Origin of the sequence: Pantoea sp. CTOTU49201, from assembly GCF_032054795.1 — a bacterium.
GTDB lineage: Bacteria > Pseudomonadota > Gammaproteobacteria > Enterobacterales > Enterobacteriaceae > Pantoea > Pantoea symbiotica.
In genome coordinates, this window is record NZ_DAMBSA010000094.1 from 1 (window position 1) to 12,841 (window position 12,841).

The 12,841-nt window shown below is 55.1% G+C and carries 7 protein-coding genes, 2 tRNA genes and 1 pseudogene; 5 read left to right on the top strand and 5 right to left on the bottom strand.

The features are described 5' to 3' along the window. Positions 1-101 precede the first annotated feature (101 nt). Both recB and recD read left to right on the top strand, forming a co-directional pair. Positions 102-3,641, top strand: a complete 3,540-nt coding sequence (gene recB / locus RTY00_RS09125; protein WP_312664192.1) for an exodeoxyribonuclease V subunit beta — start codon at positions 102-104, stop codon at positions 3,639-3,641. Then, complete coding sequence (gene recD / locus RTY00_RS09130; protein ID WP_312664193.1) at positions 3,638-5,476, top strand: exodeoxyribonuclease V subunit alpha; 1,839 nt, start codon at positions 3,638-3,640, stop codon at positions 5,474-5,476. The genes recB and recD overlap by 4 nt, the downstream gene beginning before the upstream one ends. Positions 5,477-5,610: 134 nt before the next feature. Here the strand turns inward: recD and argA are convergent, their stop codons facing one another. Then, positions 5,611-6,939 carry an amino-acid N-acetyltransferase gene (gene argA, locus RTY00_RS09135; RefSeq protein ID WP_312664194.1) on the bottom strand — a complete coding sequence of 443 codons (1,329 nt, stop codon included), beginning with the start codon at positions 6,937-6,939 and terminating at the stop codon, positions 5,611-5,613. A 233-nt stretch (positions 6,940-7,172) separates the two neighbouring features. Between argA and amiC the strand changes: the two genes are divergently transcribed. Further along, on the top strand, positions 7,173-8,408 hold the full coding sequence (gene amiC, locus RTY00_RS09140) for an N-acetylmuramoyl-L-alanine amidase AmiC (RefSeq protein ID WP_312664195.1): 1,236 nt from the start codon (positions 7,173-7,175) through the stop codon (positions 8,406-8,408). 51 nt (positions 8,409-8,459) lie between these two features. Here the strand turns inward: amiC and RTY00_RS09145 are convergent, their stop codons facing one another. The 3 genes from RTY00_RS09145 to RTY00_RS09155 all read right to left on the bottom strand — a co-directional run bounded on the left by RTY00_RS09145 (position 8,460) and on the right by RTY00_RS09155 (position 10,515). Further along, a complete protein-coding gene (locus tag RTY00_RS09145; RefSeq protein ID WP_312664196.1) occupies positions 8,460-10,022 on the bottom strand; it encodes an Ig-like domain-containing protein in 1,563 nt (520 codons plus the stop codon). Between the two features lie 288 nt (positions 10,023-10,310). Then, positions 10,311-10,387 (bottom strand) — tRNA-Met (locus tag RTY00_RS09150). A gap of 51 nt (positions 10,388-10,438) precedes the next feature. Then, positions 10,439-10,515: transfer RNA gene (locus tag RTY00_RS09155), tRNA-Met, on the bottom strand. 204 nt (positions 10,516-10,719) lie between these two features. On the opposite strand from RTY00_RS09155, the gene mltA reads away from it, so the two are divergent. Together mltA and tcdA are read left to right on the top strand one after the other, a co-directional pair. Beyond that, the gene (mltA, locus tag RTY00_RS09160) at positions 10,720-11,868 is read left to right on the top strand and encodes a murein transglycosylase A (protein WP_008109581.1); all 1,149 of its coding nucleotides are present in this window, start codon (positions 10,720-10,722) and stop codon (positions 11,866-11,868) included. Positions 11,869-11,896: 28 nt separating this feature from the next. Further along, a complete protein-coding gene (gene tcdA / locus RTY00_RS09165) occupies positions 11,897-12,703 on the top strand; it encodes a tRNA cyclic N6-threonylcarbamoyladenosine(37) synthase TcdA (RefSeq protein ID WP_101762004.1) in 807 nt (268 codons plus the stop codon). On the opposite strand, the pseudogene RTY00_RS09170 reads toward tcdA, so the two are convergent. Next, positions 12,691-12,841, bottom strand: a pseudogene (locus RTY00_RS09170) (cysteine desulfurase sulfur acceptor subunit CsdE); the annotation flags it as partial. The gene tcdA and the pseudogene RTY00_RS09170 sit on opposite strands and share 13 nt — an antisense overlap.

Genomic DNA, 12,841 nt, shown 5'->3' on the forward strand with positions numbered 1-12,841 from the left:
GATGGCGCGACCAAAGATGACTACGCACAGCTGCCGGACTGGACTACATGGGATGAGGTCCAGAAGCTGCAGCAATCGTTGCCCGTGAAGAGTGATGCGCAATGAGTCTGCTACCTGAATCGCTCAATCCTCTTACGCTGCCGCTGCGCGGTGAGCGTCTGATTGAGGCCTCAGCCGGAACCGGTAAAACTTTTACCATCGGGCTGCTCTATCTGCGGCTGCTGTTGGGATTGGGCGGACAACATGCTTACTCGCGTCCGCTGTCGGTCGAAGAGATTCTGGTGGTGACCTTTACCGAGGCTGCTACCGCTGAACTGCGCGGGCGTATTCGCGCCAATATTCACGAGCTGCGGCTCGCCTGCCTGCGCGGCGTTAGCAGCAACCCGATGCTGATGCAGCTGCTGCAGGAAATTCCGCAACCCGCTGATGCGGCTTCGCTGCTGCTGGCCGCTGAACGCCAGATGGATGAAGCCGCCATCTTTACCATTCACGGCTTCTGCCAGCGCATGCTGAATCTCAACGCCTTTGAGTCCGGCATGCTGTTTGAACAACAGCTGATTGAGGATGAACAACTGCTGCTGCGCCAGGCGACCGCCGATTTCTGGCGTCGTCACTGCTATCCGCTGACGCTGGATGTCGCGCGCGTAATTGTCAGCGAATGGAGCGGCCCTGAGCAGTTGCTTTCAACCTTGCGTCCGTGGTTGCAGGGCGAATCGCCCAGCCTGCGTCTGCCGCCTGCCGACAGTGAAACTCTGGCTTCGCGCCACAGCGAAAACCTGGCGCGTATCGCCGCGATGAAAGCGCAGTGGCTGGCGGTGGGTGAAGAGGTGCTGACGCTGGTGGGGCAATCTGATGTAGATAAGCGCAGCTACAGCAGCAAAAATTTGCCGGTTTGGGTCAACAAAGTCAGCTTCTGGGCGCAAAGCGAAACGCGTGATTATCAGGTGCCTGCCGAACTGGCGCGCTTCGGTCAGCGCATGCTTGAAGAGAAGACCAAAAAGGGCAATCCGCCGCATCACACAGTGTTTGACGCCATCGACACTTTCCTTGCCCAACCGCTGTCGCTGCGCGATCTGGTGATTGCGCGCGCGCTGGTAGAGGTGCGCGCTGCGGTGCGCAAAGAGAAACGTCAGCAGGCACTGTTGGGTTTTGATGATTTGCTGAGCCGCCTCGATGAAGCACTGCAACAGCCAAGTGGTGAGCAGCTGGCTCAGGCGATTCGCCAGCGTTTCCCGGTGGCGCTGATTGATGAGTTTCAGGACACCGATCCGCTGCAATACCGCATCTTCCGCACGCTTTATATCAATCAGCCAGCGCATGCGCTGCTGCTGATTGGCGATCCCAAACAGGCGATTTACGCATTTCGTGGCGCGGATATTTTTACCTATATCCGCGCGCGCAGTGAAGTCAGTGCGCACTACACGCTGGACACCAACTGGCGCTCGTCGCCAGCGATGGTTAACAGCGTCAACCAGCTGTTTGCACGCCTCGACGCGCCCTTCCTGTTCGCCGAGATCCCGTTTCTGCCGGTGCAGTTCGCGCCACCGAACCAGCCGTTGTCTCTTAGCATCGATCAGGTTGAGCAAGCGGCGTTACGCTTCTGGCTGCAGCCGGGAGAAGGCTGCAGCGTTGGCGATTATCAACAACGTATGGCGCAGCAGTGTGCCGCAGATATTAGTCGCTGGCTGCAGACCGGGCAGCAGCAGCGCGCGATGCTGGGTAAAGCGCCCAATTTGCGGCCGGTACAAGCCTCTGACATCACCGTGTTGGTTCGCAGCCGTAACGAAGCCAACCTGATTCGCGAAGCGCTGAATCTGCTGGGAATTCCGTCGGTTTACCTGTCGAATCGCGACAGCGTCTACACCACGCCGGAAGCGCGTGAGCTGTTATGGCTGTTGCAGGCAGTACTCGCGCCGGAGCAGGAGCGTATGCTGCGCACCGCGCTGGCAACCTCGCTGTTTGCCTTTGATGCCTCGCAGCTGGACGCGTTGGATCAGGATGCGCGCGGCTGGGATGAACTGGTGGATACCTTTGCCCGCTGGCAACTGGTGTGGCAGCAACGTGGCGTCTTGCCGATGCTGCGCGAGATGATGCTGGAGCGCCAGCTGGCGGAAAATCTGCTGGCCTCGGAGAACGGTGAGCGTCGTCTGACGGATTTACTGCATCTGGGCGAACTGCTGCAGGAAGCGGCTGCACAACTGGATAGCCCGCATGCGCTGGTACGCCATCTGGCACAGCAGATCGCGCGTCCGGACAGCCAATCCGCCAGCCAGCAGCTGCGTCTCGAGAGTGATCGCCATCTGGTGCAGATCGTCACCATCCACAAATCCAAAGGGCTGCAATATCCGTTGGTGTGGCTGCCGTTTGCCGCCGGTTTCCGCGAGGCGGATACCGCGCTCTATCACGATCGTGAGAACTTTGACGCGGTGCTGGATCTGCAAGCCGACGAGGAGAGCCTGGCGCTGGCCGAACAGGAGCGTCTGGCGGAGGATTTACGTCTGCTCTACGTGGCGTTAACCCGTTCGATCTATCACTGCAGCGTCGGTGTGGCACCGCTGTTTCGTGGCACGCGCAAGAAAGAGGGCGAGAGCGATTTGCATAAAAGCGCGCTTGGTTTTCTGTTGCAACGCGGCGAAGCGGCGACGGCCGAACAGCTCGGTGCGTTGCTGCATGACATGGACGCGGCGGGCACCGATGTGGTGCTGGCAGAAGATATGCAAGCCGAGCGCTGGCAGGTTGAGGCTATCGCCGATAGCGAATTGGGCGCGCGATCCGTAACGCGCGTGCTGGCCGATCCGTGGCGCGTCACCAGTTACTCCGGTTTGCAGCAGCACAGTGCTCATCGTCTGCTTGAGGTGATGCCGAATTTTGATGTCGAAGCGGCAGGCGAAGAGGAGCGTGAAGAGGAAGGCGAAGCGGCGCTAACGCCACATCACTTCCCACGCGGTGCTGCGCCGGGAACGTTTTTACATGAGCTGTTTGAATCGCTGGATTTCCCGCAGCCGCCTTCTGAAGAGATGCTGGCGCAACATCTGCAGCAAAACGGCTATCCGCTGCACTGGCAGCCGATGCTCAGCGCGTGGATTTCTCGCGTATTGAGCACGCCACTTAACGCGCAGGGCATTCATCTGGCGCAGGTGCAGAGCAGCGATCGTTTGGTGGAGATGGCGTTCTATCTGCCGATTGACAACGTGCTGACCGCGCGTGAACTGAGCGCGTTAATTGCGCAGGATGCGTTATCGGCGCAGGCTCCGCCGCTCGATTTCCGGCAGGTGCAGGGTATGCTGAAAGGCTTTATCGATCTGGTGTTCCGCTGGCAGGGCAAATATTACCTGCTGGATTACAAATCCAACTGGCTCGGCGACAGCCATGAAGCGTACACGCCGCAGGCAATGGCGCAGGCGATGATCGACCACCGCTACGATTTGCAGTACCAACTCTACACGCTGGCGCTGCACCGCTATTTACAACATCGCGTGCCGGATTACGATTATGAGCAGCATTTCGGCGGCGTGTTTTATCTGTTCCTGCGTGGCATGGATGGCAGTTCGCCAGACAACGGCGTGTTCCATACCCGTCCGACTTTCGATTTTGTTTCACAACTGGATAGCCTGTTTCGCGGGCCGGGAGCGACAGCATGAGCGGTATGACCACGCTATTAGCGCAGGCGGCTGAGCTGCGTTTGCTGCGTTCGCTGGATGTCCAGTTCGCCCAACTGCTGGCCGATGACGAGCAACCGGCGCGTTTGCTGCTGGCAGCCTGCCTGAGCGCGGAAGCGGGAGATGGGCATGTTTGTCTGCCGTTATCACAGCTAAGCCGCGACAACCTGTTTAAAGGGCGTCATGCGGAGCTGGCGCAGTCCATCTGGCAAGCGGCAGGCGAACCGCAGGATTGGCCTGCAATTTTAAGCGGCTGGTCGGCGCTGAGTAGCAGCGAGCAAGCGGCGCCCATCGTGCTGAGCGAAGATCGTCTCTATCTGCATCGCCTTTGGCACAACGAAGGGCAAGTGGCGCATTTCTTCCAGACTCAATCAACATCACAAGCTTTTGCTCCTGAACAGGTGCGACAAGTGCTGGATCAGCTGTTTGGCAACGAGCCGGATAACTGGCAGAAGATTGCCGCTGCGGTGGCGCTGACGCAGAAAACTGCGGTGATCTCGGGCGGTCCCGGAACCGGAAAAACCACCACGGTGGCAAAACTGCTGGCGGCACTGATCCGTCTTAGCGAAGGCGCGTTACGTATTCAGTTGGCTGCGCCGACCGGCAAAGCGGCGGCGCGTCTCACCGAATCGCTGGGCAAGGCGCTGCAAAAGCTGCCGGTGAGCGAGGCAGAGCGGCAGCGCTTTCCTGCCGATGCCACCACGCTGCACCGCTTGTTGGGCGCGCAGCCGGAAACGCAGCGCCTGCGCTATCACGCCGGGAATCCGCTGCATCTGGATGTGCTGGTGGTGGATGAAGCCTCTATGGTCGATCTCGGCATGATGGCGAATCTGATTGCCGCATTGCCAGCGCAGGCGCGCGTGGTGTTCCTCGGCGATCGCGATCAGCTGGCATCGGTGGAAGCGGGCGCGGTGCTCGGTGATATCTGTCGCTGTGCCGAAGCCGGATACAGCCCGATGCGTGCTGCGCAACTGAGCGCGCTCACCGGCAGCGAGGTCGTCAGCATTGATGACAGCAGCGCGCCCGCCGTGCGCGATGCGATTTGCCTGCTGCGTAAAAGCTACCGCTTTGACGCCAACTCCGGCATTGGCCAGCTGGCCGCAGCGGTTAACGCCGGTGATGCAAAGGCGGTTGAAGCGGCATTCCAGGCCGGGTTCAGCGATATCAGCCGTCAACCTTTGCAGGATGCTGATGCGTATCAGGCGATGCTGACGGAGATTGCCGCCGGTTATCAGCCTTTCCTGAAACTCATTAGCCAACGCGCGGATCCTGCTGAGATTATCGCAGCATTTGGCCGTTATCAGCTGCTGTGCGCGCTGCGTGAAGGGCCGTTTGGCGTGCAGGGATTGAACCAGCGTATTGAGCAGAAGCTGATGCAGCTGCAGCTGATTCGCCGTCCAACCGGCGGCAGTCGCTGGTATCAGGGACGTCCGGTAATGGTGACGCGCAACGACAGTGCGCTGGGCCTGTTTAACGGCGATATCGGCATTACGCTGTTTGACGAGGAAGGTCTGCTGAAAGTGTTCTTCCCGTTGCCGGACGGCAGCATTAAAGCGGTGCAGCCGAGCCGATTGCCGACGCACGATACCGCGTGGGCGATGACGGTGCATAAATCGCAGGGTTCGGAGTTTGATCACACGGCGTTGGTGATGCCGGCACAGTTTCTGCCGGTGTTAACGCGCGAACTGATTTATACCGCGATTACCCGCGCACGTAAGCAGCTGACGTTGTATAGCGATGACAGCGTGTTCCGTCGCGCTGTGCAGTTGCGTACCCAGCGCCGCAGCGGATTGCTGGAGCGGTTGAGCGGGGAGTAAAACCGGTGGGCGTGAATGCCGGCATATGGAAGGAATGGTGCGGTAATTGGCCAGGTCGGCATGAATGCCGACCCTACGGGTGAATGGCTTTTCGTAGGGTCGCCATTTATGGCGACCAACCACACCAACCGCACTTAACCCAAATCCGCCATCAACACTTTTGAACGGCGCTGATAATTATACATCTGCTTCTTGCTCTCAGGCAGCGACTCAATATCCACCGGCGTAAAGCCACGCTCCTGGAACCAGTGAATGCTGCGCGTGGTTAACACAAACAGCTTCTTCAGCCCCATCTGACGCGCCTGCAATGCCACGCGATCCAGCAACAGCTCACCCCGCGACGAGCTGCGATAATCCGGATGCACCGCCACACAAGCCATCTCACCAATCTGCTCATCCGGGAACGGATAGAGCGCGGCACAGGCGATGGTCAGGTTATCGCGCTGAATAATGGTGAACTTATCAATCTCCATCTCCAGCTGCTCGCGAGAACGACGCACCAGAATCCCTTGCTGCTCCAGCGGGCGAATCAACTCAAGAATGCCGCCAATATCGTTGATGTTGGCGCGACGAATCTGCTCGGCTGACTCCATCACAATCTGGGTACCGATACCGTCGCGCGAGAACAGCTCTTGCAGCAACGCCCCATCTTCCTGATAGCTGATCAGATGGCTGCGACGCACGCCGCTGCGGCAGGCTTTTACCGCGCCACGTAAGAAACGCACGGTGCCTGAAAGAAAATCGCCATCGCTTTCCATCTCATCGATGCGCGCCTGGGCTTCGTTCGGGAACAGTTCAGAAATAATCGCGCCTTCGCGATTGGTCACACCCTGTTCGGAGCAGAAACCAATCATCTTCTCGGCTTTCAACTTGATCGCCAGCTGCGTCGCCACTTCTTCAGACGTCAGGTTGAAACTCTCGCCGGTAACAGAAACCGCCACCGGACCGAGCAGCACAATCGCGTCGTTGTCCAGCTGACGATGAATCGCTTCTTCATCAATACGACGAATACGGCCACTGTGGCAGTAATCAACACCATCATCGACGCCCAGCGGCTGCGCGATGATGAAGTTGCCGCTCACCACATTAATGTGCGCACCTTGCAGGGGCGTGTTGTTGAGGCTCATCGACAGACGCGCGGTGATATCCAGCTGTAAACGACCTGCGGCTTGCTTTACCAACTCAAGTGACTGCGCATCGGTAACGCGCGTATGTTTGTGGTAAATCGGTTCCAGCTGTTGCTGGGCCATGTTGGCGTCAATCTGCGGACGCGCACCATAAACCACCACTAAGCGAATGCCGAGGCTATGCAGCAGACCGATATCATTAACGATGCTTGAGAAGTTCTCATGCTCGATGGCCTCGCCACCCAACATGATGACAAAGGTCTTGTCACGATGGGTATTTATATAGGGAACGGTATGGCGAAAACCCTGAACCAGTTCTGTACTGCGTTCCTTCACGGTAAAGCCCTCTGTGCATGTTTATTCGTAATTTTCGTATTTTTATGCTCTTTTACTACTTATTGCAAGCGTCGGGCCTGACGTTACTTTACGATTTTCCTGATGCAACACGCGCTAACAGCCTGCATTATCTGGGTTTTCCGGCAAGACAAGACAATTCTCATCGAACAAAGTTTTCACTTTCTTGCCATCAAGTGACGATTTTTTAGACATAACACAGCAGTTGGAGCGGCATGTCCGAAGCTTTCACACGACGACGATTATTACAGGGCGTAGGCGCACTATTAATGCTGAGCGTCACGCGCACCGGGCTGGCTGCCAGCCAGCATATTGTGGCGGTGCGCATCTGGCCATCATCGACTTACTCCCGCGTTACACTGGAATCAAACGTTCCCCTCAAGTACAAGCAGTTCACGCTGAGTAATCCCGATCGTCTGGTTATTGATATTGAAAATATGCACATCAATCCGGTTCTGAAAGGAGTCGATAAACTGGTGCGTGTGGACGATCCCTTCATCAAAACTGCACGCGTCGGCCAGTTTGATGCCAACACGGTACGACTGGTGCTGGAACTGAAGCGCAGCACGGCACCTAAGACTTTCACCCTGGCGCCGGTGGCGGGCATCAAGCACCGCTTAGTGGTCGATCTCTATCCCAATCAGCAATCACGGGAAGAGGATCCGCTACTGGCATTACTGCAGGATTACAATCAGGGCGATCTTGAGCGCGATCAGCCGGTGCAGGCGGCGCTGCCGGGGAAAGCGGGGCGCGATCGCCCGATTATCATCATGATCGATCCCGGACATGGCGGTGAAGATCCTGGCGCGCATGGCAAATACAAAACGCGTGAGAAAGATATCGTGTTGAAGATCGGTCGCTATCTAAAGGCGCTGATCGATAAAGAGCGCAACATGAAAGCCTATATGACGCGCAATGAGGATGTGTTCATCCCGCTGCGTGTCCGCGTAGCAAAAGCGCGTAAGCAGCGCGCGGATCTGTTTATCTCGATCCACGCCGATGCCTTCACCAGCCGTGCCGCACGCGGTTCATCGGTGTTTGCGCTCTCAACCAGCGGCGCTACCTCTGCAGCGGCGCGCTTCCTCGCGCAAACGCAGAATGAGGCCGATTTGATTGGCGGCGTCAGCATGAGCGGCGATCGCTATCTCGACCACACCATGTTCGACATGGTGCAGCGGCAAACCATTAGCGACAGCCTGAAGTTTGGCAAAGAGGTGCTGTCGCGCATGGGGCATATCAATCACCTGCACAAGCGCACGGTCGATCAAGCGGGATTTGCCGTACTGAAAGCGCCGGATATTCCCTCGATTCTGGTGGAAACCGCGTTTATCAGTAATGTGGAAGAGGAGCGCAAGTTGCGCACATCGCGCTATCAGCATCAGGTGGCTGAGGCGATTCTGCATGGTATTAAGGCCTATTTTGATAAAGGTGCGGCGCTGGCGCATAGATAATGAAAAAACGGATGGCATATGCCATCCGTTGAGTTTCATTCAAACCGGGACTTACGCGTATTGCGCGTACTGCGGTTCTTCCGTGATTGATGATGTGAAGGAATTTGAGTTAAGTTCTACGCCGGTAGAAAGGCTTTCTGTGCTCAACTCTACCTGGGTCAGAATCAGTGCTGGTGCTTCTTGCTGCTCGCTGATCTCGGCGAAGAGCGATGCTTCTTCGTTGATCAACAATTCATTCAGAGAGAATTGGTTGAATGCTTTACCGGCAGCGATTTCTGGCTGGTCATTAGTGTCATAAACATCGGTAACCGCATTAACGCTAAAGCTGCCCCAACCCCAGTAACCACCGGATGCCTGCGGTGCCGCGATGCTGAAGGCGAATGGCTCGCTAACCTGGTTATTTGAGTGTGCGGTCAGGAGATGTTGACCCGCTTCAAGCTCACTGCTTATTTCATAAATCCATTTACCGCTGGCATCAGCCTGCGCATAACCAATGAATTTTGAACCTTCTAATAAGACAACATTCGCGAAAGGCTCACTTTTACCACTGATCCATGGAGTGGTATCTGAAGACTGACCATTCTCAGGGATGATATCGAATGATTGACCGTCAATGAGATGATCAATCACCAGCGGTTGCTCAATTGAAGAATCTGCACCGATGGTCAATGTATATTTAGCGGTTTCACCATTCACTCGAACTTCAAAAGTGTGTGTGCCTGCAGCCAGATCTTTAAATGGTGTAATGGTCCATTTGCCAAAGCCGTTAGTGACCGAACCACCAATAGGCTCATTGCTGCCTTCAATGAATAAATAAACATAAGAGTTAGGTGATGCTTCACCTGAAAAACCTGGGCGTGAATCGCTGGTGACACCATTCTCAGGAATAGTGCTTGCTGTTAAATAATCAAAGGCACCCGTGAACGTTACAGGATATTGAGCAGGCGCGGTATCAATGATGATATTGAAATCTGAGCTAAATTTGCCATTAACGAATGCGCGGATATTATGGCTGCCATCAGCAATATCAAATTCTGGTGTGATCTTCCAGTTGCCATAGTTATCACTGTAGCCCTGGGCAATAACATTGTTGCTTTCATTGACAAGCGTTACCAGCGAGTTTGCAGGACCTTTTCCGCTAAAGGTTGGACGCGAATCATCGGTGGTTTTGCCTTGCTCAATGATACCTTTATGAATGCCGACATCATCATAGACTTGTGTGATTTCGACAGGAATAACGCCGTTATTCCCTTCGATAGATATATTGATAGGGGCACCTGGCGCAAAACCATAGCCCGCTTGTTTAACCATGAAGTTATGCTCGCCAGTAGTTAGAATGTCTGACAGATTAGCATTCCAGATTCCAAGTCTACCCGCTTCCACTGTTTTAATGAGTTTTCCATTGTCGTAAATTTCAATGGTTGCGTAGGCAAATGCAAAGCCAGATAAACTTAAAGTTCCCGTGTTTTCCGTTGATCCTGGTGCAATTGAACTCCACTCATTTCCCACTTTATGACGAATATCATCCACTACTACTTCGCCATTTTTGAACTGTGGACGCGGCCATAAATTACTGTAATAACTGGAAGAGTAATATTTGTTTGAATACGCCATTTTATATTTCTCACTGTGCAACGATAGCGCCCTATGCGTTATCAATGCATGCAGTGTTACTGCAAATCGTAATATCGTGTTTGAGATTTGTCTTGATAAAAAATAACGAAAAAGTTGAGTTTTAACTTTAGTGGCTTAACTATAAATTTCATAAAGTTATAATAATTCAACTTCATAACAATTTGTTTAATAGACCACCAATGGGGAATGGAAGTGTCATCAGTTCGAAATAATCATGGGGAAAATGGCGCACAAACAAAAAAACACCCGTTAAGGTGTTTAAATGATTGGTTGCGGGGGCCGGATTTGAACCGACGACCTTCGGGTTATGAGCCCGACGAGCTACCAGGCTGCTCCACCCCGCGTCCGTCTGTCGCATTAAGCGACTTTTCACATTGTATTCTTCTTAAGACAATTGGTTGCGGGGGCCGGATTTGAACCGACGACCTTCGGGTTATGAGCCCGACGAGCTACCAGGCTGCTCCACCCCGCGTCCGTGGATGCGCACTATACTCTGGACGCGCGGCGATGCAACCCCTTTTTGAGACAAAACGCCAAATTTACAGTCAGTTGATGAATAAACTCGCCATCGGGCGAATTATTGTACAGATGTGAGCTTGACCGCTTAGGGCAGATTTCAATCTCTCTGTCCCTTTGCTATCTTCGCCGGGCAAACAATCGATAAAAAGAGAAGGTTATGAAAGGACATTGGGCGAAGTATGCACTTACTGGCGCATTTATCGCGCTGTTAGCGGGCTGTAGTTCCAAACCGACCGACCGCGGTCAACAATATATAGATGGCAAGCTGGAGCAACCGCTCGGGCTGGTCAATCAGCCGAACGCCAAAGGGCGTCCGGTGAACGGTAAAGACTTTGGCGATCAGGTGGTGCAGATTCAAACCGCCTCGTCCGGCTTGTTTGGGCGCAACAACGGCACCTACAGCGCGGTGCAAAACTGGCTGCTGTCCGGTGCCGATACGCGTCAGCTTAATCAGTTTGGTTTGAATGCCTACCAGATGGAAGGCACCGACAATTACGGTAACGTGCAATTCACCGGCTACTACACGCCAGTCGTGGAAGCGCGCTATACCCGTCAGGGCGAGTTCCAGTATCCGATTTATCGTATGCCGCCGCGTCCGCGCGGACAGAAGCTGCCGAGTCGCGCTTCTATATATAGTGGTGGGCTCGACGATCGCTACATCATTGCCTACAGCAACTCGCTGATCGATAACTTCATGATGGATGTGCAGGGCAGCGGCTACGTTGATTTTGGTGATGGTCGTCCGCTGCGCTTCTTTGGTTACGGCGGCAAAAATGGCTGGGCTTACCACAGCGTTGGTAAAGAGCTGATCGATCGCGGTGAAGTGAAGCGTGAAGATATGTCGATGCAGGCGATTCGTCAGTGGGCGCAAGAGCATTCGCCACAGGAAGTGCGTTCGGTGCTGGAAACCAACCAATCTTTTGTCTTCTTTAAGCCGGAAGAGTATGTGCCGGTACGCGGTGCCAGCGCGGTCCCGTTGATTGCCAAAGCCTCTGTTGCCTCCGATCGTTCACTGATTCCAGCCGGAACCGTACTGTTAGCGGAAGTGCCGCAGCTGAACGAGAAGGGTAAGTTTAATGGCAAATATGAGATGCGCCTGATGGTGGCGTTGGACGTGGGCGGCGCGATTAAAGGCCAGCACTTCGATATCTATCAGGGCGTTGGCCCCGATGCGGCGCATCTGGCCGGTTTCTACAACCATTATGGCCGCGTCTGGGTGCTGAAAGCCGCGCCGGGCACCGGTCAGCCGGTGTTTAGCAACCCACAAAATGGCAACAACGGTTCGCTGCTGTTAGGTTCTAATTAATGTCCCGTTTTAGCGGAAAGGTTTGGTTATGACAGTAGTAAGCGACGCCTGGCGACAACGTTTTGGCGGCACGGCGCGTCTCTATGGCCAGGACGCGTTGCAGCGTTTTGCCGACGCGCATTTTTGCGTGATTGGTATTGGCGGTGTGGGTTCGTGGGCGGCGGAAGCGTTAGCGCGCACCGGCATCGGTAAAATCACCCTGATTGATATGGACGATGTCTGTATCACCAATACCAACCGCCAGATTCATGCGCTACAGGGCAAAGTGGGCCAGGCGAAAACCGAAGTGATGGCGGAACGTATGCGCGCCATCAATCCGGAATGCGAAGTGATCTGTATCGATGACTTCATCACGCCGGAGAATACCGCCGAACTGTTATCGGCGGGTTTCGACTACGTGATTGATGCGATTGATAGCGTGCGCCCCAAAGCCGCATTGATTGCCTGGTGTCGTCGCAACAAGATCCCGCTGATTACCACCGGCGGCGCGGGCGGCCAGATCGATCCCACGCAGATCCAGGTTAGCGATCTGGCGAAAACCATTCAGGATCCGCTGGCGGCTAAGCTGCGTGAGAGATTGAAAGGGGATTTCGGCGTAGTCAAGAACAGCAAAGGCAAGCTCGGTATCGACTGCGTGTTCTCGACGGAAGCGCTGATGTATCCGCAGCCGGACGGCAGCGTGTGCACTTCACGCTCCACCGCAGAAGGCCCGAAACGGATGGATTGTGCCGCAGGATTTGGCGCGGCGACCATGGTGACCGCCACTTTCGGGTTTGTGGCGGTTTCCCACGCGTTGAAGAAGTTTCTGGCGAAGGCGGCGCGTCAAACGGCCTGAGTATGCTGACGTGCAGCGCGTTGCACCGCATCCGCCAGCGCCTGTAAGCCGCTGCTGCGCGAGGCACTCAGCTGCACACGCAGCCCTAACGTATCAAACAACGCCAGCGGATCTTGCTGCAGCAAGTCGGCTGGCGTT

Bases quoted from the DNA above. Each gene is read 5' to 3' on its own strand.
- mltA (WP_008109581.1), top strand. From the start codon at position 10,720: ATGAAAGGACATTGGGCGAAGTATGCACTTACTGGCGCATTTATCGCG.
- RTY00_RS09145 (WP_312664196.1), bottom strand. From the start codon at position 10,022: ATGGCGTATTCAAACAAATATTACTCTTCCAGTTATTACAGTAATTTA.
- recB (WP_312664192.1), top strand. From the start codon at position 102: ATGAGTCTGCTACCTGAATCGCTCAATCCTCTTACGCTGCCGCTGCGC.
- amiC (WP_312664195.1), top strand. From the start codon at position 7,173: ATGTCCGAAGCTTTCACACGACGACGATTATTACAGGGCGTAGGCGCA.
- tcdA (WP_101762004.1), top strand. From the start codon at position 11,897: ATGACAGTAGTAAGCGACGCCTGGCGACAACGTTTTGGCGGCACGGCG.
- recD (WP_312664193.1), top strand. From the start codon at position 3,638: ATGAGCGGTATGACCACGCTATTAGCGCAGGCGGCTGAGCTGCGTTTG.